The sequence below is a fragment of the Streptococcus sp. HF-2466 genome (assembly GCF_015594645.1).
Lineage (GTDB): Bacteria > Bacillota > Bacilli > Lactobacillales > Streptococcaceae > Streptococcus > Streptococcus anginosus.
Genome location: NZ_JADNQU010000009.1, coordinates 54,695 through 80,369 on the forward strand (window position 1 = coordinate 54,695; position 25,675 = coordinate 80,369).

Here is a 25,675-nt window from a genome sequence, read left to right on the forward strand (position 1 = left end):
AATTAGAACCAAAATCTCAGATATTGTTGAAAGCGCTTCGAAAAATGGTTATAATAACACCGTGAGATTGAAAGCGCTTTAAAAACTGATCTACAATAGCAAAGGAGAAAGCTGTCTATGGCACAAATGACAAAAGACGAGCTGATTGCCAAAATAAAAGATGGCATCATTGTTTCCTGTCAAGCCTTGCCACACGAACCGCTATATACTGAAGCAGGTGGAGTTATTCCCCTTTTGGTAAAAGCGGCTGAACAAGGAGGAGCTGTTGGCATTCGAGCTAATAGTGTTCGGGATATTAAGGAAATTAAAGAGGTTACTTCGCTGCCAATCATCGGCATTATCAAGCGAGATTATCCACCTCAAGAGCCATTTATTACCGCAACGATGCGAGAAATTGATGAACTAGCAGCTCTGGATATTGAAGTAATTGCTTTTGATTGTACAAAGCGGGAGCGTTTTGATGGTTTAAAGATTGCGGATTTCATCAAGCAAGTGAAGGAGAAATATCCTCATCAATTGTTCATGGCAGATGTGAGTACCTTTGAAGAGGGAGCTGCTGCGGTAGAAGCGGGTGTGGACTTTGTAGGGACAACTTTGTCGGGCTACACTTCTTATAGTTTGCAATGTGAGGGGCCGGATTTTGATCTGATAAAAAATTTATGTGATGCAGGTTTGGATGTTATCGCGGAAGGAAAAATTCATTATCCAAGTGAAGCTAAAACGATTCATGACTTAGGTGTTAGAGGAATTGTAGTAGGTGGTGCCATTACGCGTCCAAAAGAAATTACAGAGCGTTTTGTTGCAGCAGTAAGTGAAAAGTAGGAACAATTTTATCCTAAAAAGGATGACAATAAAAGGAGAAACAATATGAGGATGAAGAAAATACTTTGTTCGTTAGTTGCAGGAGCTGCAATTTTATCTTTGGCAGCATGTGGAAATTCAGGTGGTTCAAACAAGTCGGCTGATTCAGGTAATTCTTCTGGTAAGACAGAGATTACTTGGTGGGCTTTCCCAGTCTTCACGCAAGAAAAAGCAAACGATGGTGTTGGAACTTATGAAAAAGAAATTATCAAAGCATTTGAAAAAGCCAATCCAGATATTAAAGTGAAACTAGAAACAATTGATTTCAAATCTGGTCCAGAAAAAATCACAACGGCGATTGAAGCAGGAACAGCACCAGATGTCCTCTTTGACGCACCGGGTCGGATCATTCAATATGGTAAAAATGGTAAATTGGCAGAATTGAACGATCTCTTTACAAATGATTTTGTCAAAGATGTCAATAACAATCAAATCATTCAAGCCAGCAAAGCTGGTGACAAAGCTTATATGTATCCAATTAGCTCTGCGCCATTTTACATGGCATTGAACAAGAAAATGCTGAAAGAAGCTGGTGTGTTAGACCTTGTTAAAGAGGGTTGGACAACTGCTGACTTTGAAAAAGTATTAAAAGCATTGAAAGCTAAAGGGTATACTCCTGGCTCACTCTTCAGTAATGGTCAAGGTGGTGACCAAGGTACACGTGCTTTCATTTCAAATCTTTATGGTGGTTCTGTAACAGATGATAAGGTGACAAAATATACAACGGACAGTCCAAACTTTGTCAAAGGTTTGAACAAAGCAGTGAGCTGGATTAAAGATGGTTTGATGACAAACGGCTCTCAATTCGATGGTGGAGCAGATATTCAAAACTTTGCGAATGGGCAAACTTCTTATACTGTTCTTTGGGCACCTGCGCAAAAAGGCATCCAAGCTAAACTCTTGAAAGCCAGTGGCGTCGAAGTTGTGGAAGTGCCATTCCCATCAGATAACGGAAAACCTGCTTTGGAATACCTTGTAAATGGTTTTGGTATCTTTAACAATAAAGATAAAAAGAAAGTAGAAGCTGCTAAAAAGTTTGTCAAATTTATTGCGGATGATAAAAAGTGGGGGCCAAAAAATGTTGTTCGTACAGGTGCCTTCCCAGTCCGTTCCTCATTTGGAAAATTGTATAATGACAAACGGATGGAAACAATCAGCACTTGGACAAAATATTATTCACCATATTACAATACGATTGATGGATTTGCAGAAATGAGAACACTCTGGTTCCCAATGTTGCAATCTGTTTCAAATGGCGATGAAAAAGTTGAATCTGCTTTGAAGACCTTTACAGAAAAAGCAAATGAAACCATTAAAAAAAGTAAAAAATAAATAATGTAACGATTTCCCTTTTTCTGTTGTTGGTTTCATAAAATAGGAAAAGGGAATTTTTTATCAAAAAGAGGAGGTCAGTATCTCCTCTAGCTAAATGAGGTGTTGAATGTGAAAGTGAATAAAATAAGAATGAGAGAAACGGTGATTTCCTATGCTTTTTTGGCACCAGTTCTATTATTCTTTATTGTCTTTGTATTGGCACCGATGGTGATGGGATTTGTAACGAGTTTCTTTAATTATTCTATGACATCCTTTTCATTCGTTGGATTGGACAATTACTCACGAATGTTTAAAGATCCAGTCTTTATTAAATCTCTCATTAATACGGTGATTATCGTTATTGGTTCGGTACCAATTGTTGTGTTGTTCTCTTTGTTTGTGGCTTCTCAAACCTATAGTCAGAATGCGATTGCACGGTCATTTTATCGGTTTGTCTTCTTCCTGCCAGTGGTGACAGGGAGTGTAGCTGTAACGGTTGTATGGAAATGGATTTACGACCCACTGTCAGGGATTTTGAATTTCGTCCTGAAGTCGGGTCATGTCATCAATCAGAATATTTCTTGGCTGGGTGATAAGCATTGGGCGTTGATGGCGATTATTGTGATTTTGCTGACAACTTCTGTCGGGCAGCCTATTATTCTCTATATTGCTGCTATGGGAAATATTGACAATTCATTGGTGGAAGCTGCGCGTGTTGATGGAGCGACAGAGCTGCAAGTTTTCTGGAAGATTAAATGGCCAAGTCTTTTGCCAACAACTCTGTATATTGCGATCATTACAACAATCAATTCCTTCCAATGTTTTGCCTTGATTCAGCTGTTGACATCCGGAGGGCCAAACTATTCAACCAGTACATTGATGTATTACCTGTATGAAAAAGCCTTCAAGTTATCTGAATATGGTTATGCTAATACCATGGGAGTATTTTTAGCTGTCATGATTGCTTTGATTAGCTTTGCCCAATTCAAGATTCTTGGAAATGACGTCGAATATTAAAGAAAGGAGAGACAAGATGAAACAGAAAAAAATGAGTGCCTTTACGGTAATGTCAACGATTATTCTCTTGGTGTTGACCGTTCTCTTTGTTTTTCCTTTCTATTGGATTTTAACAGGGGCTTTCAAATCGCAGCCAGATACGATCGTCATTCCACCTCAATGGTGGCCTAAGATGCCAACATTAGAAAATTTCCAACAGCTGATGGTGCAAAACCCGGCCCTGCAATGGATGTGGAATAGTGTGTTTATCTCGCTAGCGACCATGTTTTTGGTCTGCATTACTTCTGCCTTAGCGGGTTATGTTCTGGCTAAAAAACGTTTCTATGGGCAGCGGATTCTTTTTGCAACTTTTATCGCTGCTATGGCTCTGCCTAAACAAGTAGTACTGGTTCCTTTGGTCCGTATTGTCAACTTTATGGGAATTCATGATACACTAGCTGCAGTTATTTTGCCTCTTGTCGGTTGGCCTTTTGGGGTTTTCCTCATGAAGCAATTTAGTGAAAATATCCCAACGGAATTGTTGGAATCTGCTAAGATTGATGGCTGTGGTGAAATTCGGACTTTTTGGAATGTAGCTTTTCCAATTGTAAAACCAGGTTTTGCTGCCCTTGCCATTTTTACCTTTATCAACACATGGAATGATTACTTTATGCAATTGGTCATGCTGACATCGCGGCAGAATCTAACGATTTCACTTGGAGTGGCAACGATGCAAGCTGAAATGGCAACGAATTATGGTTTGATTATGGCTGGTGCTGCGATGGCAGCTGTTCCGATTGTAACCGTCTTTCTTGTCTTCCAAAAATCCTTCACACAAGGTATTACCATGGGAGCTGTGAAAGGATAAGGAGGGAAAACGAATGATTTTCGATGAATTGGAAAATCTCGCCCATTACAAAGGTATCCATAATCATTTAGATTGTGCCATTGATTATCTCCTAACTCACGATTTAAGTAATTATGAGTTAGGACGGTATGAGATTAATGGAGACAAAGTTTTCTTCTTTGTGCAGGAAAATGAGCTTAATCAAGAAGAGAATGATGGCTTTGAATTTCATCATCGTTATTTGGATTTGCATTTTCTCTTGGAAGGGCGAGAAATAATCCAGTATGGCTATGAGCAAACGGAACTTCGCAGGGTTTATGATGCAGAGAAAGATATTGGTTTTAACACTTGCAACCAAGTCTATCCGCTAGTTTTGGATCATCGGAATTTTGTGGCGTTTTTACCAGAAGAAGCTCATCACCCAAATGGTTTTGCTGGCAAGGGGTTGACGGTCAAGAAATGCGTGGTAAAAGTGCTATTTGACTAACTAGAAAAATAAAGGAGATTGAGCATGGAGAACAAAAGCTCTCAGTTAGTGAAATCTATTTTTAATACGGATAATTTATTCATGAGAATTTGTGAAAAAATTCTTGATTTAGTGACAGTCAATCTTCTTTTTCTGCTGTCTTGTTTACCACTTGTTACGATTGGTATTGCCAAAATTAGCTTGTATGAAACTTTGTTTGAAATCAAGGGTGCGCGTCGCGTAAAAGTCACAGCGATGTACATGCAAGCATTTAGAAAAAATTGGAAAGTCGGTTTAAAACTTGGTTTGCTAGAACTGCTACTTGTAGGAATCAGTCTATTTGACCTCGTGCTTTTTTGGAGGCAGGAAACAATGCTGTTTCAAATGCTAAAAGCAACTTGTATCGGTGTCATCATTTTTACTAGTTTGCTGTTTTTATGCATCTATCCTTTGGCAGCTAAGTTTGAAATGACGGTAAAAGATCTATTACAAACGGGACTGATCATGGTGAGTTTGCATTTCCCGTGGTTCTTTTTGATGATAGCCTTATTAGCTGTAATTGTCTTTTTCCTCTCTAGTTCAGGATTTGTATTGCTACTGGGCTTTACTCTTTTTGTATTAGTTGGCTTTGCAGCCTTAGGATTTTTGCAATTGCCTATTATGGAAACTATTTTTAATAAGTATAAACGATAAAACCAATTAACTTGGAGAATAAACTATGAAAGATTTAAAACAATACGAAGGGGTCATTCCGGCCTTTTATGCCTGCTATGATAACCAAGGTGAGATTAGTCCGGAGCGTGTGCGGGCGTTAGTAGAATATTTCCTCAAAAAAGGAGTTCAGGGCTTGTATGTTAATGGCTCGTCTGGGGAGTGTATCTACCAAAGCGTTGCCGATAGGAAATTGATTTTGGAAGAAGTCATGGCGGTGGCAAAAGGGAAATTAACGATTATTGCCCATGTCGCTTGCAACAATACCAAGGATAGTGTGGAGTTGGCGCGCCATGCAGAGAGTTTGGGAGTGGATGCTATTGCGGCTATTCCGCCGATTTACTTCCGCTTGCCAGAATACTCGGTTGCCCAATATTGGAACGACATTAGCGCAGCTGCGCCGCAGACAGATTTTGTGATTTACAATATTCCACAGTTAGCAGGTGTAGCTCTGACGCCGAGTCTCTATACAGAAATGCTCAAAAATGAACGCGTGATTGGTGTGAAGAACTCTTCTATGCCTGTCCAAGACATTCAAACCTTTGCAGCACTTGGTGGGAAAGACCACCTCGTCTTTAATGGTCCAGATGAGCAATTCTTAGGCGGCCGCCTGATGGGAGCAAGAGCAGGTATCGGCGGAACGTATGGCGCAATGCCAGAACTTTTCTTGAAGCTCAATCAATTGATTGCTGACAAAGAATTGGAAAAAGCAAAAGAACTGCAATTTACCATTAATGCTATCATCGGGAAATTAACAGCTGCTCATGGGAATATGTATTCCGTCATCAAGGAAGTCTTGAAAATCAATGAAAATCTGAATATCGGCTCTGTCCGTTCTCCATTAACACCAATTACAGACGCGGATCGTCCGATTGTAGAAGAAGCGGCGCGCTTGATTTGTGCAGCTAAGGAAGCATTCCTATAATAGAAAAAGAGGTGGATTATGAGAAAATACATTGCCATTGATATTGGTGGAACAAATATCAAATATGGTCTGATTGATGATACCGACACCTTGTTGGAAGCGCACGAAATCCCAACAGAGGCTCATAAGGGCGGTCCAGAAATTTTGCGCAAGGTAAAGGGAATTGTAGCACGTTATTTAGAACAAATTCCAGTTGCTGGGGTTTGTATCTCCTCGGCTGGAATGGTCGATCCAGATAAAGGAGAAATCTTTTATGCTGGTCCTCAGATTCCGAACTATGCAGGTACTCAGTTCAAGAAAGTGTTGGAAGAAGCATTTTCCATTCCTTGTGAAATTGAAAATGATGTCAATTGTGCTGGTCTGTCGGAAGTCATGTCAGGCAGCGGCAAGGGAGCGAGTATTGCGATTTGTTTGACGATTGGAACAGGGATTGGTGGTTGTTTGCTGGTGGACGGTCAGGTTTTCCACGGTTTTAGTAATTCGGCCTGTGAAGTCGGCTATGTGTATCTGCCAGACGGTGCTTTCCAAGATGTGGCTTCAACGACTGCCTTGGTCAATTATGTAGCAGAGCTTCACGGAGAAGATCCGACTATGTGGAATGGACGCCGCGTTTTCAAAGAAGCAACAGAAGGAAATGCACGTTGTATCCAAGGAATCGACCGCATGGTCAATTATTTGGGGCAAGGGATTGCGAATATTTGCTATGTGGTCAATCCCGAAGTCGTGATCTTAGGTGGCGGCATTATGGGTCAAGAAGCCATTCTCCGTCCTCGAATTGAGGCTGCTATGAAAGCCTGTTTGGTGCCAAGTATTGCTGAAAAAACCAAGCTCGCTTTCGCTCATCATCAAAATGCTGCGGGGATGTTTGGAGCTTATTATCACTTTAAAAATAAACATCATTAACGAAAAGCCTTCTATAATGAAAACGAGCAAATCCTTAGTGAGGAGATGCTCATTTTTGTTTGGTGCCTTATTTGTGTCGTCTGTAATAGCCATTTAATTTTTGATTTTCCCAAAAACTGTTGAAGATTTTTTCTTTTCTTTCTCGGTCAATTTCTAGGAAAAAGGCATAAAGGAGGTCGATCATAAGTAGCATAGGAAATTGTGCTGAGATGCGTAAGATATACTCCGGCTTGTTTTGAGTAGCAACGGTGATGATTTCAGTAAAGTTTTCTTTGACTTTGTTGGGGTGTCCTGTTACTAACACCGTTTTAGCGCCCATTGCTTGAGCGTCGATGAGACTGTTGATGATAGATTGCGTTCCTCCGGACAAAGAAAATCCAATAACCAAGCAATTTTCATCTAGGATACTGGTTGTCCAAGCAAAGCCGTCTTGATCTGTCAACGCTTCGCAGACAACACCAAGCCGCATGAAGCGCAGTTTCATATCGCGTGCGACAAGACCAGAGCTTCCAGTTCCAAAGAAATAGACGCGGTCAGCTGCTTCGATAAGATTGGCAACGCGTAGCAATTTGTCTTCATCAACCAATTCCTCAGTTTGTTGACGGATTTGAGCATAGTTTCGCAGCACTCTACGAGATAAGTCATTTTGCAAATGTTCAGTTTGCTCTGATTTGTCTTGCAACTGGTGAATATATTGAAAATTAAACTCTCTGTAGCCTTTAAATCCGCATTTCTTCGCAAAGCGTGTCAAGGCTGCTTGAGAAATGTAGAGAGTTTGCGCAACTTTTTGAGAAGAGAGATCGTCATAGATACTAGAAGGGCTCAAAAAGTAGTTGGCAATCCGCTTTTCTAAGTCAGTCATGCTATCAAAATGGCTTTCAATCCTCGCCATGATATGCTGCGTATTTTCCATAGATGTACTCTCTTTACTTGTAATGATATAGAACAAATGTTTTGAAAAACCTATTTGTATTATAACATAGTTTTACAAAATAGGACGCTAGGTAGCTTGATAAATAGCATAGGGTGAAATGATTTCAATTAAGCGAAGAAAACCAATAAAACTTTGTGACGAATGGTTTGAAAATGTGTTATAATTTACACAAGTAAACGTTACAGCCATTGTATGATACAAAGGAGGTGCAAGACATGACGAACGCTACTTTTGAGCAAATGCAGGAAATCGAGCAAGCAGCAGATGAAGTGTTGGCGAGCTATAAAAGTCAAATTCAGGAATTGCGAGAGCAAGCTAGCAGCAATCTGAAACAGCTAGAGAAAGTCTATGATGAAGAAAAGCAACAATTGCTTGTTGAGTTAAAAGAACAATCTGAAAAAGAGATTGCCAACTTGACACAAGACTTAGAAAAAACGAGACAAGAGAACGAAGAAAAAGCCCAAGCAGCTTTGTCAAATAAAAAAGAGGTACTGCTGCAAATGATTGTGGACAGGGTGGTAGAAAAATATGGCCATTAGTCACATGCAAGAGTTGTCGTTGCTATTGCCAAAAGATTTGTTGGATGATGTCCTTTCTTATTTGCAAAATCTCCAGTCAGTTGAGATTCAGGATTTGCAGGCAAAAGAGACTTGGCAGGGAGCTTTTGAGCAAGAGTTGGTGTGGAATCCTGATAAGTCTTTCTCGGAACATCTTCAAACTTTGACTCGGCGGCAGGAAAAACTTGCCAATATGATTGAACGTTTGCAGGCGTTTGTGCCCAAGAAAAAATTACTGGAGTCGTTGAAGGAAGTGCCTTTGGAAATAACGTTTGTGGATTTAGAGCAAGCGGGGCAGGCGCGTGATGAAGAAGCTCTTCTTGTCAATATTCAGCAACAATTTCAAGCGTTGGCAAGAGCGCAGGAAGTCAAAGAAAGAGCTCAGTCGGAGATGGCAGAGCTAGAAAAATGGGCGAGTTTAGCCGTTACGCCGTCAGCGCTTAAGCATTTTAAACATCTTCGTGCGTTTGTGGGAAGCATTCCAAGCAGTGAGAACAATCAGCTAAATGCTCGATTGCGGGACTATCCTAATCTGGAAGTCCAAGAGATTTTCACCAGTACCACAGAAAGTGGAATTCTTGTGCTATGTAAAGCAGAAACAGCTAAGGAAATGCAAGCATTCTTGACAGAGCTTGGTTTCAAACCTTTTGAATATGCCTTTGAAGAATTACCAAAAGAGCGTTTGACAGCCTTGCAAGAGACGATAAAAGAGCAAGAAGCACTCATAACTTCAACGCAAGCACAACTAGCGGCATCTAATGAGGAGCTGCAACAGCTCAAGCTTCAATTGGACTATATTTTGAATCTCACCTCTCGCCAAGAGAGCAAGGAAGCCCTTGCCAGCACGCAGAATTTGGTTGCTTTAGAGGGTTGGATGGAGCAGGGGCAGATAGAAGATTTGAAAACGGGTCTCGCGCAGCAATTTGGCGGTGCTGTCTTGCTTCAAATCCATGAACTGACGGAAGCCGATCGACAGCGAGTCCCGACAAAACTTAAAAATAATGCTCTGATTGAGCCCTTTGAGCTGGTGACAGAGATGTATTCGCTGCCGAAGTACGAAGATAAAGATCCAACGCCCGTTGTTTCGGTCTTCTACTTTATCTTTTTTGGCATGATGGCGGCTGATATTGGCTATGGTTTGTTGCTTTTTGGCGGAACGACTTGGGCTTTGAAGACTTTACATGTCAAGCCAAGCCTGGCAAAGAATTTACGCTTTTTTAGAATTTTAGGAATTGGCGTTGCACTTTGGGGAGTGATTTATGGTTCTTTCTTTGGCTTCAAATTGCCTTTTGCGCTCATTGATACCAGCACAGATGTGATCACTATTTTGATTATTTCGGTCGTGATTGGCTTTGTGACAGTCATGACAGGACTTTTCCTCAGTGGTAAAAAGAATATCCGCATGAAGGATTATGCGGCAGCCTATAATTCGGGTTTTGCTTGGATGTTGATTCTCATCGGGTTGGCTTTGCTAGCAGCGGGGCGACTGTTCCCAGATCTTGCTATGGTCGGCTTTATCGGAGAATGGCTGGCTACTGTAAATGCTGTGGGCATTGTACTGGTTTCTATTATCAGCGCTAAAAGTTTGAAAGGCTTGGGTCCTGCACTGTTTAATCTATACAATATCAGTAGCTATGTGGGAGACTTGGTGAGCTTTACGCGACTTATGGCTTTGGGGCTTGCTGGTGCAAGCATTGGCTCAGCTTTTAACTTAATTGTTAGTCTCTTTCCACCTTTTGCTCGCTTCAGTATTGGCATTGTGTTGTTTCTCGCCCTCCACAGTATCAATATGTTTCTCTCCTTTTTATCAGGCTATGTGCACGGAGCGCGTTTGATTTTCGTTGAGTTTTTTGGGAAATTCTATGACGGTGGCGGAAAAGCCTTTAAACCCTTAAAACCAGCAGAGAAATATGTCCGCTACAAAAAATAGAACAGCTAAATTATTTTAGCAACTCAGCTAGAAGTTTTATGTCATTGACAAAATAACCAAATAAATAATGTTTACTATTAGAAATGGAGTTTATTCATGCAAGCTTTTTCATCTTATTTTTCAACTTACGGTGGTGCCTTTTTCGCAGCACTCGGTGTGGTTTTTGCGATTTTCCTCAGCGGTATTGGCTCTGCGCGTAATGTCGGAGCGACCGGTCAGGCTGCGGCAGCCCTGTTAAAAGAGCAACCTGAGAAATTCGTCAGTGCTTTGATTTTGCAACTTTTGCCAGGTACGCAAGGTTTGTATGGTTTTGTTATCGGGATTTTGATTTTCTTTAAAATTCAACCTGAGATGGCTCTTCAAACAGGTCTAGCCCTCTTTTTTGCCGCACTTCCAATCGGAATCGTTGGTTATTATTCTGCTAAATACCAAGGAAATGTAGCAACCGCTGGCATGCAGATTTTGGCAAAGCGACCTGAAGATGTCATGAAAGGGGTTATCCTTGCTGCCATGGTAGAAACTTATGCTATCCTTGCCTTTGTTGTATCTCTTTTGATGGTTTTGAATGTAAAATGAGACAGGTTCAATGTCTTGAAACAAGATTTCATAGAAGGAGGCAGATATGGAATTTGAATCTCATTTGAGGGATTCGGTTTTGGAGCAAGCGCATGAAAATGGGCGGCAGTTATTAGCCGATGCTAAAGAGTCTATTGAGCGTGAAGCTAAAGAGCAAGAAGCACGGTTGAAACAAGAAAAACTGCAACAGCGTGAGCAAGAAATAAAGGCGATCAATCGTCAGGTACAGCGTGAAGTGCAGCAGCTTGAAAATGAAAAACGTCAGTCTACTTTGGCGACTAAGGAAGGGATTTTGAAAGAATTATTTGCGGGGGCTTATGAGCAAATGACGGCTTGGTCGATCGAGCAGGAGCAGGCTTTCTTGGAGCAGGTCTTAAAAAAGTATCCGCAAGAAGAGCTTGTTTTGACAGTTGGCTCACGGACATTGGTTAAATATTCGGCTGGACAATTGGAACGATTATTAGAGCACTATCCGCACGTAAGATTGGCTTCCTCTCCTGTGAATGGAGAAGCAGGTTTTCTCCTTTCGCGAGGCAATATTGACTATAATTACCTCTATCGCAATTTAGTAGATTCTTTGTGGCAGGAGGAGAGTTATCAGCTTGCTCAGACGATTTTCCAAGATGAAGCAGACTAAGGAGGCGTTCTATGAATGAAAAGACCTTCGCTCAAGTGAATACAGAAATTAGCATTCATGAGAGTAGCTTTTTAAGCTTAGCGCAATACGAGCAGTTGTTGCGGACTTTCACTTCTGAAGGTCGGTCAGCAGCTTTGGAAGGAACGGTTTATAATCTGGATTATGAGCAACTAACAGACTTAAATGCGATTGAGAGGTTTCTCATGAAACATTTGTTTGCAGAGTATGCTTGGGCTTTTGAAGTTAGTCCAGAATCTGCTTTGGTGGAGTTTTTTACGCTCAAATATACTTATCACAATCTTAAGGTATTGCTTAAGCACAAGGCGACAGGTTTGAATTTAAAGCATCTGTTGATTTCTGTTGGACCTTATCCTTTAGATATTTTGGAGCATTTGGTTGCAACCTTTTCTGCTGAACATTGTCCTAAATTGATGGCGGATGAAATGGCGGCGACTTGGGCGGAATATCAAGATTATCAAGATGTACGCGTTCTGGAAATTGGAATGGATCTGGCTTATTTCAAGCACTTAAAAAGCTTGGAGTCTGCATTTGAAGATGAGCGGCTCAAGCAACTGGTGCGGTTGACAATTGATTTTTATAATGCAGTAACGGTGCAGCGAGCTATTCGGCACCAAAAACCGCACAGTTTCATGACACAGTTGTTATCAGATGAAGGCTCTTTGACGAGTGTAGAGTGGATTGAGTTGGCTGAAAAAGGCGATCTTGCTGGCTGGTTTTCCAAAGTTAATCCATTGGAATTTGACGCAGAACTGAGCACTTATGAAGAAAAAATGCGTTCGGGTAAGTTGACAAATCTTGAACTGGAATATTTGGCAGACTTGGTTCAGTTTAAACTCTTAGAGCAAGGACGATTTGAAACAAGTGGTCCGCTTCTGCTGGTTCGTTATTTATTTGGAAAAGAGTTGGAAGTGAAGAATCTTCGACTTATTTTGACTGGTTTGACGAACCAGCTTCCAGTAGAGATCATCAAAGAAAGGATGAGACCGATTTATGGCCAGTAAAACTTATAAAATTGGTGTGGTGGGGAATCGCGATGCCATTCTGCCTTTTCGCCTGATTGGTTTTCAGACTTTTCCAGTCACCGAAGCGACCGATGTGGTGAATACTTTACGACGACTGAGCCGAGAAGATTTTGCTATTATTTATTTGACAGAAGACATGGCTGCTGAAATCCCTGAAACGCTGGCTTACTATGATAAGCAAGTGTTGCCAGCGATTATCTTAATCCCGACTCATAAAGGAGTAACAGGATTAGGACAGAGACGTATTCGTAAGAACGTAGAAAAAGCAGTTGGACAGGATATATTGTGAGGTTTTTATGAAAATAAATGAATTAGGCCAGCCCATTGGAGATGCCCTGCCGAATTTCAAACCGGGAGATTTGCCCAAGATGGAGCGACTAGAAGGACGGTATGTTATCGTTGAATGCCTGTCCAAGGACAAACATGGGGCGGATTTGTATGAAGTCTATGGTCCGGATTCTCCTGCTGACATGTGGACTTATCTCTTTCAAAATCCTGTTCAAAGTCAGGAAGAATGGTCGGTCTTGCTAGATCAGATGCTGGCAGCTCAGGATCGATTCTACTATGCCATTGTAGATAAGGAGAGTGGCAAGGCATTAGGTACTTTTGCTTTAATGAGGATTGATCGGGGCAGCCGTGTCATTGAGGTAGGGTCTGTGACCTATTCGCCCCAGTTGAAACGAACCAGACTGGCGACAGAAGCCCAATATCTGTTGGCACGCTATGTTTTTGAGGAGCTGGAGTATCGCCGCTACGAGTGGAAATGCGATGCACTCAATCAACCTTCAAGATACGCAGCAGAAAGGCTTGGTTTTATCTACGAAGGCACTTTTCGTCAGGCGGTTGTTTATAAAGGGCGGAACCGAGACACTGATTGGCTAGCCATGATTGACAAGGACTGGCCAGCGGTTAAAATTCGTTTAGAAAAATGGCTAAGCCCAGATAATTTCGATGAAAATGGGCAACAAATAAAAGCTTTGTCTGATTTTTAAAATAAGAAGTATCAATTTTTGCTGTAGAGATAACTAAGAAAGATTTCAAGCTCACGGCAAGAATAGAAAATAAGCAAAAATCTCCCAAAGAATGGAGGAAGATTGTGAGTCAAGGAAAGATTATAAAAGTTTCAGGTCCTTTGGTGGTCGCCTCTGGGATGCAGGAAGCGAATATTCAGGATATTTGTCGTGTGGGCAATTTGGGCTTGATTGGGGAAATCATTGAGATGCGTCGAGATGAGGCCTCCATTCAAGTATATGAAGAAACCTCTGGGCTTGGACCAGGAGAGCCGGTGGAAACGACGGGGAGTCCGTTGTCGGTCGAGTTGGGGCCGGGGCTGATTTCGCAAATGTTTGATGGAATTCAGCGGCCTTTGGCACGCTTTCAAACGGTGACGCAGAGTGATTTCCTGGTGCGTGGAGTGCAACTGCCTCATCTGAATCGAGAGACCAAGTGGGACTTTGTGCCTTGTCTGGAGATTGGAACAGAGGTGACCGCTGGAGATATTCTGGGAACGGTTCAAGAAACCACATTAGTAGCTCACCGCATTCTAGTGCCGATTGGTGTCAGCGGTCGTGTGACTAAGATAGAAGCGGGGAGCTATACTGTCGATCAGCCTGTCTATGAGATTGCACAGGCAGACGGCTCCGTCTTTGTCGGCAGTCTTATGCAGAAGTGGCCGGTTCGCCGAGGTCGCCCATTTGCTCAAAAGCTGATTCCAGAGGAGCCTTTGGTGACGGGCCAACGAGTGATTGATACCTTTTTCCCAGTCACCAAGGGCGGGGCGGCTGCCGTTCCAGGTCCTTTTGGAGCAGGCAAGACGGTCGTTCAGCATCAGGTTGCTAAGTTTGCCAATGTGGATATCGTGATTTATGTGGGTTGCGGTGAGCGGGGCAATGAAATGACCGATGTGCTCAATGAATTTCCAGAGCTAATTGATCCAACGACTGGTCAGTCTATCATGCAACGAACTGTTCTGATTGCCAATACGTCTAATATGCCAGTTGCAGCGCGTGAGGCTTCTATCTATACAGGGATTACGATTGCTGAATATTTCCGAGATATGGGCTATTCTGTGGCTATCATGGCAGATTCAACATCTCGTTGGGCAGAAGCTCTGCGGGAAATGTCAGGGCGTTTGGAAGAAATGCCAGGTGACGAAGGCTATCCAGCCTATCTGGGCAGCCGTATTGCTGAATATTACGAACGAGCTGGTCGGGTTAAAACTTTAGGGAGAGGTGATCGTGAAGGAAGTATTACCGCAATCGGTGCCGTTTCCCCTCCGGGTGGAGATATTTCTGAGCCAGTCACGCAAAACACTCTGCGGATTGTCAAAGTTTTCTGGGGCTTGGACGCTCAGTTGGCACAACGTCGCCATTTCCCTGCGATTAACTGGCTTAGCTCTTACTCGCTTTATCTAGACGAGGTGGGTCAATATATCAATCAGCATGAACAGTTGGCTTGGTCGGAAAAAGTGACCAAGGCGATGAACGTTCTCCAAAAAGAGAGTGAGCTACAGGAAATCGTGCGGTTGGTCGGTCTGGATTCTCTGTCTGAAAGGGATCGCCTCACCATGAATACAGCAAAAATGATTCGTGAGGATTACTTGCAGCAGAATGCTTTTGATGAGGTTGACACCTACACTTCCTTTAAAAAACAAGTAACTCTGCTCACTAATATTTTAACATTTGATGAGGAAGCCAATCGTGCCTTGAATTTAGGTGCCTACTTTACCGAAATCATGAACGGTACTGTGGAGTTGCGAGATCGAATTGCTCGCTCTAAATTTATCCCAGAAGAGCAGCTGGATGCAATTTGTAATTTGGATGCTGCTATTCGAGAAAACTTGCATGAGATTCTTGCACAAGGAGGAGCGGACAATGAACGTGATTAAAGAATACCGTACCGTCAGTGAAGTTGTTGGTCCTTTGATGATTGTGGAGCAAGTCGAAGGTGTGCATTTTAATGAGCTGGTGGAAATCCAGCTCCATGATGGAACCAAGCGCCAGGGGCAGGTCTTGGAAGTGCAGGAAGACAAGGCGATGGTGCAACTGTTTGAAGGCTCCAGCGGTATCAATCTAGAAAAAGCCAAGGTGCGTTTTACTGGTCGACCGCTTGAATTGCCAGTATCAGAAGATATGGTAGGACGGATTTTCAATGGTATGGGCAAGCCTATTGACGGTGGACCAGATATTTTGCCGGAAAAATACTTGGATATTGACGGTCAAGCCATCAATCCGGTCGCGCGAGATTATCCCGATGAGTTTATCCAGACTGGGATTTCAGCCATTGATCACCTCAATACTTTGGTTCGGGGACAAAAATTGCCAGTTTTCTCTGGTTCAGGTCTGCCTCACAAGGAATTGGCTGCCCAGATTGCTCGTCAAGCTACTGTGCTCAATTCAGAAGAAAATTTTGCAGTCGTTTTTGCAGCTATGGGGACAACCTTTGAAGAAGCCGAATTTTTCATGAACGACTTGCGGGAAACGGGAGCTATTGATCGCTCTATCCTCTTCATCAACCTAGCCAATGATCCTGCTATTGAGCGGATTGCGACACCGCGGATTGCCTTGACGGCTGCCGAATACTTGGCTTATGAAAAGGACATGCACGTTCTCGTCATCATGACAGATATGACCAACTACTGCGAGGCCTTGCGTGAAGTATCTGCGGCTCGCCGAGAAGTGCCGGGACGCCGTGGTTATCCGGGTTATCTCTATACCAATCTTTCCACCCTTTATGAACGGGCGGGGCGCTTGGTGGGGAAGAAAGGCTCAGTGACGCAGATTCCCATTCTCACTATGCCTGAGGATGACATCACTCACCCCATTCCTGATTTGACAGGTTACATCACCGAAGGTCAGATTATCCTGTCGCGTGACCTTTACAACAGCGGTTATCGTCCACCGATTAACGTACTGCCGTCTCTTTCGCGTCTTAAGGATAAGGGCTCTGGCGAGGGAAAGACTCGGGGAGACCATGCAGCAACTATGAATCAGCTCTTTGCGGCTTATGCACAAGGCAAACAAGCCAAAGAATTAGCGGTTATATTAGGAGAATCAGCCTTATCTGACACCGACAAGCTCTATGTTCAATTTACCGATCGATTTGAAAAAGAATATATCAATCAAGGTTTTTATACCAATCGGACGATTGAAGAAAGTTTGGATTTAGGCTGGGAATTGTTGTCTGTTTTGCCACGGACGGAGCTTAAGCGGATCAAGGACGACATGATTGATCAATATTTACCAGAAAGTAAACAGCAAGCCTAGGGAGGTGATCTGAATGGCTCGTTTAAATGTCAAACCAACCCGAATGGAGCTGAACAACCTGAAAGAGCGCCTGAAAACAGCTACTCGCGGTCATAAACTTCTCAAGGATAAGCGAGATGAACTGATGCGTCGTTTCATTGAAGCTGTTCGCGAAAACAACCGCCTTCGCCAAAAAGTTGAAACAGCTCTGGTTGGTCACATGCAGGATTTTGTATTGGCGAAAACCTTGGAAAGTGACCTCATGGTAGAAGAGATTTTTGCTGTCCCTATGCGAGAAGTCAACCTCCATATCGAACAGGAGAATATCATGAGTGTGCAGGTGCCAAAAATGCATGCTCATATTGATAATCCTTATGGTGATGATGAGGGAGATGTGGTTTATAGCTATGTGGCTTCTAACAGCCAGATGGATGAGACGATTGAGGATATGGGCAACTTATTGCCCGACCTCCTGCACTTAGCAGAGATTGAAAAGAGCTGCCAGCTGATGGCAGATGAGATTGAAAAGACCCGCCGTCGGGTCAATGGCTTAGAGTATGCAACCATTCCAGATCTCACAGAAACCATTCATTATATCGAAATGAAGCTAGAAGAAGCCGAGCGCGCTAGTCTAGTGAGAGTAATGAAGGTGAAATAAAAACAAAACGGATGGTGGATTCTATGAACTCACGTCCGTTTGTTTTTTTGAGGTAGCTATATAAACAATAAAAATCTCCAACTCCACTCTCTCACATTTCCCATAAAATGCGGGAATTTTCTGATAAATCATGTTATAATAGAACAGACTACACGAAAGGGACAAAAATTCATGACTTTAGTTTATCAATCAACGCGTGATGCAAACAATACGGTGACAGCCAGTCAGGCTATTTTGCAGGGGTTAGCAACGGATGGTGGTCTCTTTACGCCGATTTCTTATCCGCAGGTGGAACTGGATTTTACTAAACTCAAAGACGCTTCCTATCAGGAAGTTGCAAAATTGATTTTATCTGCTTTCTTAGATGATTTTACAGATCAAGAGCTGGATAACTGCATTAACAATGCCTATGACAGCAAGTTTGACACGCCAGAGATTGCTCCTCTGGTGAAACTGAATGGGCAATACAATTTGGAACTATTCCATGGTTCTACGATTGCTTTCAAGGATATGGCTTTGTCTATTCTCCCGCATTTGATGACAACAGCAGCGAAAAAGCATGGTTTGAAAAATAAAATTGTCATTTTGACGGCGACTTCTGGTGATACCGGAAAAGCAGCTATGGCAGGCTTTGCCGATGTGCCAGGAACGGAAATCATCGTCTTTTACCCTAAAGATGGTGTCAGCAAGGTTCAGGAGCTGCAAATGACCACTCAGACGGGGGACAATACTCATGTGGTGGCTATTGAGGGCAATTTTGATGACGCCCAGACCAATGTTAAACGTATGTTTAATGACGCGGCTCTTCGTGAGCGGCTAGCAGCGCACAAGTTGCAATTTTCTTCTGCCAACTCTATGAATATCGGGCGTTTGGTGCCACAGATTGTTTACTATGTTTATGCCTATGCACAGTTGGTTAAGGCTGGTCAGATTCAGGCAGGCGAAGCAGTTAATTTTGCTGTTCCAACTGGAAACTTCGGCAATATCTTAGCAGCCTATTATGCTAAACAAATCGGTCTTCCGGTGGGCAAGTTGATTTGTGCTTCTAATGAAAATAATGTCCTAACAGATTTCTTTAAGACACATGTTTATGACAAAAAGCGCAGCTTTAAGGTAACTTCTAGTCCGTCTATGGATATTTTAGTTTCTTCAAACTTAGAGCGTTTGATTTTCCACCTGTTAGGAAATAGTGCAGAAAAGACAGCGGATTTGATGAAGTCTCTCAATCAGCATGGTCAGTATGAGTTGACTGATTTTGACCCAGCTATTTTAGAACTCTTTGCGGCAGAATATGCCACCGAAGTTGAGACAGCAGCTGAAATCAAACGAGTTTATGAAGCGTCTGATTACATTGAAGATCCGCACACAGCGGTCGCTTCAGCTGTTTATCAAAAATACCGGACAGCTACAGGTGATGAGACCAAAACAGTCATCGCTTCAACCGCTAGCCCTTATAAATTCCCAGTAGTAGCAGTCGAAGCTGTGACTGGGCAGACAGGCCTGAGTGATTTTGAAGCATTGGCTAAGTTACATGAACTTTCCGGTGTGGCAGTTCCGCCAGCGGTGGATGGCTTAGAAAACGCACAAGTCCGCCATAAAACGACTGTCGCTGCTGACCAAATGCAGGCAGCAGTAGAAAGCTATTTAGGACTTTAATAATCTAATAAATTTTTGTAACAAACACTCAGTTGGCTACCAGCTGAGTGTTTTCAGATTGCAACAGGGTGTAAACAAAATATTGCCAGCAAAGTGCAGAAAAGTGTATAATCAAAAGCAGGAGTTTCATGATGTATGACTACTTATAAAAAGATTTTAAATATTGCCCTACCAGCCATGGTCGAAAACTTTTTGCAGATGCTAATGGGAATGGTGGACTCGTATTTGGTAGCGAGTCTCGGTCTCGTGGCTATTTCAGGAGTTTCGGTTGCTGGTAATATCGTTACGATTTACCAAGCCATTTTTATTGCGCTGGGAGCAGCAGTAACCAGTCTCATTTCCAAGAGTTTGGGAGAAGGAGACCGAGACAATCTGGCTTATCACACTAGTGAAGCCATTAAGCTCACCATGCTTGTGAGTATGTTTCTGGGGCTTTTCTCGCTTGTTTTTGGACGCCAGATATTAGCTTGGCTGGGAACGGAGCCTGTCGTCGCCAATGCAGGTGGTCTTTATCTGGCTTTAATCGGGGGGACGATTCTCCTTTTGGGTCTGATGACTACGCTAGGCTCCTTGATTCGAGCAACTAGCAATCCTTGTATGCCTATGTATATCAGCTTTTTAAGCAATCTGCTCAATGTCTTTTTTTCTAGTATTGCGATTTTTATTTTCCACATGGGAATTGTTGGAGTGGCGCTGGGCACCATTTTAGCCCGTCTGGTAGGCGTTTTGATTTTATGGAAAGAATTGTCTCTGCCTTTAGCGCCTTGGAGTTGGAGGCTGGATTGGGACTTGTTGCGTTTATCTCTGCCAGCTGCTGGAGAGCGGCTGATGATGCGGGCTGGAGATGTGGTGATTATTGCCATTATCGTTAAGTTCGGGACAGATGCCGTTGCGGGAAATGCTATTGGAGAGGTTCTGACTCAGTTTAACTATATGCCGGGTTTTGGAGTCGCTACTGCAACGGTTATGTTAGTGGCTCATGCGGTGGGACAGGCAGATTTTCAAACAGTTAGAAAGCTGACGAAGCAGACCTACTGGCTATCTCTTGGACTCATGCTAGCGGTGGCTCTGCTTATTTTTGCACTTGGACAGCCACTAACACATCTTTATACAAAGGATAGCGGCGCTGTAACAGCTAGCTTGTCGGTCATTCTTTTTTCACTTTTGGGTGTGCCTATGACAGCAGGAACAGTCATCTACACGGCTGTTTGGCAAGGATTGGGCAATGCGAAGTTACCTTTTTATGCCACGACGGTTGGTATGTGGCTGATTCGCATTGTGGCGGGCTACTTTCTGGGAGTAACTCTGGGATTGGGCTTGCCCGGAGTTTGGACAGCCACCCTTTTGGACAATACCTTTCGCTGGATTTTTTTACAAATCATCTATCAACGAAAAATGAGGAGTCAAACATGACAAGAGCTTTTATTTGGGATTTGGACGGAACCTTGCTGGACTCTTATGATGCGATTTTGGCGGGGCTTGAGGAAACCTATATGCACTATGGCTTGGATTTTGACAGACCAGCTATCCATGCTTATATCTTGCAACATTCTGTTCAGAAATTACTGGAAAAAGTCGCAACAGAAAAAGGTTTAGATGCTGAAGAGATGAACCGCTTTCGAGGTCAAAGTTTGCAAGAGAAAAATGCTCACATTCAGCTCATGGATGGTGCTAAGGCTATTCTTACTTGGGCGCAGGAAGCAGATATTCAGCAGTTTGTCTATACTCATAAAGGGAAAAATGCTTATCAAATTTTGGCGGATTTAGAGATTTTGGATTATTTCACAGAAATTGTAACTACTGCTAATGGATTTGCAAGGAAGCCCGACCCAGAAGGTGTGAACTATCTCGTAGAGAAATACCAGCTGGATAAGACAAGCACTTACTATATCGGCGACCGGACGTTGGATGTAGATGTTGCCTTTAACAGCGGTATTCAATCAATCAATTTCTGCGATGACCGACCAAACATTAATCACGAAATCAACCATTTACTAGAGATTAAACAGATAATCTGTTAAAGGGGAGCAAAATATTTGCTTTTCTTTTTTTGATAGTCTATAATTGATTTATCAATAATTGACTAGTCAATTAAAGCCAGGAAGGAGAATATATGGTTGCCATTCATCACCTGCTATATCAATTGCATTTAACCGATCAAGCCATCACGCAACTCTTTGAGAAAAAATTAGAAATTAGCTTAACGCGGTACGAGATACTGGATTTTTTATTGGACAATGCTCCATGCAGTCAAGTTGCTGTGCAAGAGGTCTTAAAAATCGATCCTGCGGCTTTAACTCGGCATTTCAAACTTTTAGAAGAGCGCGGTTATGTTCAACGGAGCCGCAATCCCAAAAATCAACGAGAAGTCTTAGTGGATGTAACAGATCATGCAAAAGGGCAGCTTTTGCATGATCCACCGAGTTATCATGTAAATGTTAAAAAGCAAATGGAAAAAGTTCTCTCGAATGATGAGAAAAGGACGCTGAGCACTTTATTAGAAAAACTTGTATCTGGCTTAGATCAGATTACCGTGGAAAAACATTAGAAAGAAAAAATTATGTCACTCATTACTACTATATTAGCTACACTTGTCGCACTGGAACACCTCTATATTTTTTATCTAGAAAGTATCGCTACCCAGTCAGACAGCACCAGCCGAGTCTTTAATATGACAAAGGAAGAATTATCTCGCCCGTCCGTCACTTCCTTGTTTAAAAATCAAGGGATTTACAATGCCTTTTTAGCTCTTTTCCTACTATATAGCTTGTATATTTCACATAATTTAGAAATGGTGACCATTTTTGTTTTGTTTGTTATCGGGGTCGCAGCGTATGGTGCAGCCACAGCTAACAAGAAAATCATCTTGACTCAGGGCGGACCTGCGATTTTAGCTATTCTAAGCATTTTATTGTTTAAATAGCACCAAATATTAACCATTATAAAAATATAAATTAACCACCGTTAATAGTTTGTGCTATAATATATAGTAGAAATAATTCTACAATAGAAAGAATGATAGAAATGTCAGACAAAAAGGTTTCCTTAAGTGAAGTTAACCAAAGCATTGCAACACCTAAAAACGCTGGTTTCTTTCGTACTTTATTAGCTTTTTCAGGGCCGGGAATGTTGGTTGCCGTTGGTTATATGGATCCGGGAAATTGGATTACAAGTGTTGTAGGTGGTGCCACTTATCGTTATTTGCTCTTATCAGCTGTCTTGGTTTCTTCTGTAATGGCTATGCAGTTACAACAAATGGCGGGAAAATTAGGAATTGTCACAAGGATGGATTTGGCACAAGCCATTGCGGCTCATACGTCAAAGCCAATTCGCTATCTCCTTTGGGTTATTACAGAGTTGGCTTTAATGGCAACGGACTTGGCAGAAGTCATCGGTGCAGGGATTGCGCTTCATTTACTATTTGGTTGGTCTTTGTTATTTTCAATTTTGATTACAGTCTTTGATGTTTTCTTGTTGCTTTTTTTGATGAAATTGGGCTTTCGTAAGATTGAAGCAATTGTTGGAACGCTGATTTTAACTATTTTATTGATTTTCTTATATCTGGTAATCCTTGCAAAGCCCAATCTTCATCATATTTTATCAGGATATTTGCCAAACGTGGCAGCTTATCAACATACGGCTAGTAAAAATGGAACGTCCGTTTTGACCTTGGCACTGGGCATTGTAGGGGCAACGGTTATGCCGCACAATTTGTATTTGCACTCTTCTATCGCCCAAACGCGAAAAGTTAACTACAAGGCTAAACAATCTGTACATGAAGCTGTACGGTTTATGACGTGGGACTCGAATATTCAATTGAGTTTGGCTTTTGTGGTTAATTCTTTGCTGTTGATTTTAGGAGCAGCTTTATTCTTTGGTCATGCGGATAAAATTGGTGCTTTTTCTGCAATGTACAACGCCTTAAAAGACCCTCAAATTGCTGGAGCTATTGCTAGCCCGATCCTCTCAACGCTCTTTGCAGTCGCTTTGTTAGCGAGTGGTCAAAACTCAACTATTACAGGAACTTTAACGGGACAAATTGTGATGGAAGGCTTCTTAAACATGAAGCTACCACCGTGGTTTCTCCGCTTGGTAACCCGCTTATTAGCTCTTTTGCCAGTTGTGATTGTTGCTATTTTATACGGAGACAAAGAACAAGTGCTAGACAATCTTTTGGTCTATTCCCAAGTCTTTCTTTCAGTCGCCTTGCCATTTTCAATCTTTCCACTCGTGTATTTCACCTCTAATAAAAAGCTCATGGGCGAATTTGTCAACAGCAAATGGAATACCTACTTAGCTTATGCCGTTTCTATTTTATTAACCATTTTGAATGTAAAACTTGTAGTTGATCTGTTTTAAAAATTTGTCTATCATTTCATTTTTCTCTAGAATAAATGGCTTAAAAGCGCTATAATGAAAGAGGAAAGATTTGCATATATGGAGGTGTTAAAATGGACGAATTGAAAAAAGTTTTGCTGGCAGGTATTGGATTGACATCTATGACCTATGATAAAGCTACCGAATTTGTCAAAGAATTGATTGCCAAAGGTCGCTTGACGGTGGATGAAGGCAAGCAGCTTCAGTCAGAATTAAAGCGCAAAGCAAAAGAACAAACCGCTGAAAGTCAAGTTGAACACATAGATAATGTATATGCAACCAAGCAAGATATTGAACGACTAGAAGATAAACTAGATCAGCTACTCAAAGGATTTTCAAAAACAGAAGAATAATCTTCCTGATAACGCAGTCACAACTTTATAAAGGCTGCGTTTTTTGCTAAACTAAAAGTAGGATTTGAAAGAAAAAATAATGATAACAAGCAGAATGAGGATAACCTTATGGCAAATAAACGCTTACGAGAGATTCTAACAGCCTTTAGTGCAGTCGGCTGGTCCAATCTGAAAGATCGAAAAAAACCGTTGGACGAGAAAAAAGCTCCCAAGCAATTGCGAGAAGTTTTTGAACAACTAGGACCCAGTTTTGTAAAAATCGGTCAAATTTTATCTACCCGTAGTGACTTATTGCCAGAAATCTATATCAAGGAATTGAGCAAGCTGCAAGATGACGTCAATCCTTTGGACAAAGAAACGGTTATGGCTGCGATTGAAGATGAGTTAAAGCGTCCGATTGAGCAACTCTTTTCAGATGTTTCACAAGAGCATTTGGCGAGCGCTTCCGTGGCACAAACTCATCGTGCTGTTTTGTTAAATGGTGATGAAGTAGTACTGAAAATTCAGCGTCCGCACATTCAAGAGCAAATTACAGAAGACCTTGCTCTTCTGGTTCGTTTAGCCCGTCATTTTCCCAAACATTTGCTGCCCATGGTGGATTTACCAAAGATTTTGCAACAGTTGCAGACAACATTGCTGAACGAAATTGACTTTCGCAACGAAGCTAAGTACATGGATGAGTTCGCCCAATATAATCAAGATATTCCTTGTGTGGGAGTTCCTAAGGTTTATCCAGAGTTTACTACTCCGCACTTGATTGTCGAGGAATACATTCCTGGTGTCCGTATCAATCAATATGCTTTTTTACAAGAAGCCGGCTACGATTTGGCAGATATTGGTCAGAAACTCATGCTGAGCTTTATCAAGCAAGTCTTTAAAGACGGATTCTTTCATGGTGATCCACATCCGGGCAATCTTTTGATCTATGAAGGAAAGATTTATTTTATTGATTTTGGGATTATGGGGGAATTGGAAACGGGTTTTCGTGTGTCTCTAAACGACATGTTGTCTAGTTTTACGACACAGGATATTGACTCGATGACACAAGCCATTCTGACCATTACGACTGCTAGTGAACCAATCAATAAATTGCAATTAGAGCAAGACGTTGAACGCATGCTAACCAAATACGGCAATTTAGAGTTAGGCTCCTTGTCTATTACAAATATGTTTGAGGACGTAGTAGCGATTTGTAGGCGTCATCATTTGCAAGTACCGTCCCAGATGACGATCTTAGAAAAAGCAGCCTTGCAAATTGAGGGACTTTTTCGCGAGTTAGCTCCTAACATCAATCTGATGACTTTAGCCAAGCAATATTTCCTCGAAAATATGAAATCAGACATCTTGCACCAGACTTTGAGTTACGATTCTTTCTTAATCGAACTACTTTACTTGCTACGGCATGGAAAAAGTATTCCGCGACGACTACACCAACTTGTGGAGCAAGTGGTGAACGGTCGCTTGGTTGTCAACCATGACTTAATTGACTACAATCAACGATTTCGGCGTATTGAATCCTTAGCCAATCGTCTTGTACTAAGCCTTGTCTTCCTAGCTTTATTACTGACAGGAGGGATTTTAACCCTTAATCCAGACATACTGTTTTTAGCAAAATTTCTGTTAACATTAGCAGGATTGGTATTAGTGTGGTTATTCTATCTTATCATCTGCTCCACAAAAAAATAAC

The 25,675-nt window shown here is 42.0% G+C and carries 27 protein-coding genes; 26 read left to right on the forward strand and 1 reads right to left on the reverse strand.

Translation table 11 applies throughout. The features are described 5' to 3' along the window. The first annotated feature begins 117 nt into the window (after positions 1–117). From IYQ91_RS07755 to IYQ91_RS07790, 8 genes are all read left to right on the forward strand, one after another. Complete coding sequence (locus IYQ91_RS07755) at positions 118–822, forward strand: N-acetylmannosamine-6-phosphate 2-epimerase (protein WP_195673525.1); 705 nt, start codon at positions 118–120, stop codon at positions 820–822. A 45-nt stretch (positions 823–867) separates the two neighbouring features. After that, positions 868–2,193: an ABC transporter substrate-binding protein gene (locus tag IYQ91_RS07760; RefSeq protein WP_037596356.1), complete on the forward strand. Its 1,326-nt coding sequence runs from the start codon at positions 868–870 to the stop codon at positions 2,191–2,193. 111 nt (positions 2,194–2,304) lie between these two features. Then, positions 2,305–3,192: a carbohydrate ABC transporter permease gene (locus IYQ91_RS07765; RefSeq protein ID WP_003074939.1), complete on the forward strand. Its 888-nt coding sequence runs from the start codon at positions 2,305–2,307 to the stop codon at positions 3,190–3,192. Positions 3,193–3,208: 16 nt separating this feature from the next. Further along, positions 3,209–4,039 carry a carbohydrate ABC transporter permease gene (locus IYQ91_RS07770; protein WP_003071171.1) on the forward strand — a complete coding sequence of 277 codons (831 nt, stop codon included), beginning with the start codon at positions 3,209–3,211 and terminating at the stop codon, positions 4,037–4,039. Between the two features lie 13 nt (positions 4,040–4,052). After that, positions 4,053–4,505 carry a YhcH/YjgK/YiaL family protein gene (locus tag IYQ91_RS07775; RefSeq protein ID WP_195673526.1) on the forward strand — a complete coding sequence of 151 codons (453 nt, stop codon included), beginning with the start codon at positions 4,053–4,055 and terminating at the stop codon, positions 4,503–4,505. A 24-nt stretch (positions 4,506–4,529) separates the two neighbouring features. Next, positions 4,530–5,177 carry a DUF624 domain-containing protein gene (locus IYQ91_RS07780; protein WP_048800195.1) on the forward strand — a complete coding sequence of 216 codons (648 nt, stop codon included), beginning with the start codon at positions 4,530–4,532 and terminating at the stop codon, positions 5,175–5,177. Positions 5,178–5,202: 25 nt separating this feature from the next. Then, positions 5,203–6,120 carry a dihydrodipicolinate synthase family protein gene (locus tag IYQ91_RS07785; RefSeq protein ID WP_195673527.1) on the forward strand — a complete coding sequence of 306 codons (918 nt, stop codon included), beginning with the start codon at positions 5,203–5,205 and terminating at the stop codon, positions 6,118–6,120. An 18-nt stretch (positions 6,121–6,138) separates the two neighbouring features. After that, positions 6,139–7,023 carry an ROK family protein gene (locus IYQ91_RS07790; RefSeq protein ID WP_195673528.1) on the forward strand — a complete coding sequence of 295 codons (885 nt, stop codon included), beginning with the start codon at positions 6,139–6,141 and terminating at the stop codon, positions 7,021–7,023. A gap of 67 nt (positions 7,024–7,090) precedes the next feature. On the opposite strand, the gene IYQ91_RS07795 is transcribed toward IYQ91_RS07790, so the two are convergent. Then, complete coding sequence (locus IYQ91_RS07795; protein WP_126466380.1) at positions 7,091–7,936, reverse strand: MurR/RpiR family transcriptional regulator; 846 nt, start codon at positions 7,934–7,936, stop codon at positions 7,091–7,093. Between the two features lie 236 nt (positions 7,937–8,172). Here IYQ91_RS07795 and IYQ91_RS07800 point away from each other — a divergent pair, with 236 nt between their 5' ends. The 18 genes from IYQ91_RS07800 to IYQ91_RS07885 all read left to right on the forward strand — a co-directional run bounded on the left by IYQ91_RS07800 (position 8,173) and on the right by IYQ91_RS07885 (position 25,674). Next, on the forward strand, positions 8,173–8,496 hold the full coding sequence (locus IYQ91_RS07800) for a hypothetical protein (RefSeq protein WP_003032005.1): 324 nt from the start codon (positions 8,173–8,175) through the stop codon (positions 8,494–8,496). Further along, a complete protein-coding gene (locus IYQ91_RS07805; protein ID WP_195673529.1) occupies positions 8,486–10,444 on the forward strand; it encodes a V-type ATP synthase subunit I in 1,959 nt (652 codons plus the stop codon). The genes IYQ91_RS07800 and IYQ91_RS07805 overlap by 11 nt, the downstream gene beginning before the upstream one ends. Before the next feature lie 96 nt (positions 10,445–10,540). Further along, positions 10,541–11,020 (forward strand): V-type ATP synthase subunit K, encoded by a 480-nt coding sequence (locus tag IYQ91_RS07810; RefSeq protein WP_003032013.1) that lies wholly within the window; start codon positions 10,541–10,543, stop codon positions 11,018–11,020. A gap of 46 nt (positions 11,021–11,066) precedes the next feature. Beyond that, entirely contained in the window at positions 11,067–11,657 is a 591-nt protein-coding gene (locus tag IYQ91_RS07815; protein WP_195673530.1) for a hypothetical protein, read from the forward strand. An 11-nt stretch (positions 11,658–11,668) separates the two neighbouring features. Then, a complete protein-coding gene (locus IYQ91_RS07820; RefSeq protein WP_195673531.1) occupies positions 11,669–12,679 on the forward strand; it encodes a V-type ATPase subunit in 1,011 nt (336 codons plus the stop codon). Further along, positions 12,669–12,989 carry a V-type ATP synthase subunit F gene (locus IYQ91_RS07825; protein ID WP_003028571.1) on the forward strand — a complete coding sequence of 107 codons (321 nt, stop codon included), beginning with the start codon at positions 12,669–12,671 and terminating at the stop codon, positions 12,987–12,989. The genes IYQ91_RS07820 and IYQ91_RS07825 overlap by 11 nt, the downstream gene beginning before the upstream one ends. 7 nt (positions 12,990–12,996) lie before the next feature. After that, positions 12,997–13,692 (forward strand): GNAT family N-acetyltransferase, encoded by a 696-nt coding sequence (locus IYQ91_RS07830; RefSeq protein WP_195673532.1) that lies wholly within the window; start codon positions 12,997–12,999, stop codon positions 13,690–13,692. 104 nt (positions 13,693–13,796) lie between these two features. Further along, positions 13,797–15,587: a V-type ATP synthase subunit A gene (locus IYQ91_RS07835; protein ID WP_195673533.1), complete on the forward strand. Its 1,791-nt coding sequence runs from the start codon at positions 13,797–13,799 to the stop codon at positions 15,585–15,587. Beyond that, the gene (locus IYQ91_RS07840) at positions 15,574–16,965 is read left to right on the forward strand and encodes a V-type ATP synthase subunit B (protein WP_195673534.1); all 1,392 of its coding nucleotides are present in this window, start codon (positions 15,574–15,576) and stop codon (positions 16,963–16,965) included. The genes IYQ91_RS07835 and IYQ91_RS07840 overlap by 14 nt, the downstream gene beginning before the upstream one ends. Positions 16,966–16,978: 13 nt before the next feature. Then, the gene (locus IYQ91_RS07845) at positions 16,979–17,602 is read left to right on the forward strand and encodes a V-type ATP synthase subunit D (protein WP_020999427.1); all 624 of its coding nucleotides are present in this window, start codon (positions 16,979–16,981) and stop codon (positions 17,600–17,602) included. 171 nt (positions 17,603–17,773) lie between these two features. Beyond that, positions 17,774–19,258 (forward strand): threonine synthase, encoded by a 1,485-nt coding sequence (gene thrC, locus IYQ91_RS07850; protein WP_195673535.1) that lies wholly within the window; start codon positions 17,774–17,776, stop codon positions 19,256–19,258. A 135-nt stretch (positions 19,259–19,393) separates the two neighbouring features. Then, entirely contained in the window at positions 19,394–20,671 is a 1,278-nt protein-coding gene (locus IYQ91_RS07855; RefSeq protein WP_195673536.1) for an MATE family efflux transporter, read from the forward strand. Then, on the forward strand, positions 20,668–21,279 hold the full coding sequence (locus tag IYQ91_RS07860; RefSeq protein WP_084740599.1) for an HAD-IA family hydrolase: 612 nt from the start codon (positions 20,668–20,670) through the stop codon (positions 21,277–21,279). The genes IYQ91_RS07855 and IYQ91_RS07860 overlap by 4 nt, the downstream gene beginning before the upstream one ends. 92 nt (positions 21,280–21,371) lie before the next feature. Beyond that, positions 21,372–21,806 (forward strand): MarR family winged helix-turn-helix transcriptional regulator, encoded by a 435-nt coding sequence (locus tag IYQ91_RS07865; RefSeq protein WP_195673537.1) that lies wholly within the window; start codon positions 21,372–21,374, stop codon positions 21,804–21,806. Positions 21,807–21,818: 12 nt separating this feature from the next. Next, positions 21,819–22,181, forward strand: a complete 363-nt coding sequence (locus tag IYQ91_RS07870) for a DUF1304 domain-containing protein (RefSeq protein ID WP_195673538.1) — start codon at positions 21,819–21,821, stop codon at positions 22,179–22,181. A 101-nt stretch (positions 22,182–22,282) separates the two neighbouring features. Then, the gene (locus IYQ91_RS07875) at positions 22,283–23,617 is read left to right on the forward strand and encodes an Nramp family divalent metal transporter (protein ID WP_229311748.1); all 1,335 of its coding nucleotides are present in this window, start codon (positions 22,283–22,285) and stop codon (positions 23,615–23,617) included. A 92-nt stretch (positions 23,618–23,709) separates the two neighbouring features. Beyond that, positions 23,710–23,988 (forward strand): phasin family protein, encoded by a 279-nt coding sequence (locus tag IYQ91_RS07880; protein WP_106079424.1) that lies wholly within the window; start codon positions 23,710–23,712, stop codon positions 23,986–23,988. A gap of 108 nt (positions 23,989–24,096) precedes the next feature. Further along, positions 24,097–25,674: an ABC1 kinase family protein gene (locus IYQ91_RS07885; RefSeq protein ID WP_195673539.1), complete on the forward strand. Its 1,578-nt coding sequence runs from the start codon at positions 24,097–24,099 to the stop codon at positions 25,672–25,674. Position 25,675 lies beyond the last annotated feature (1 nt).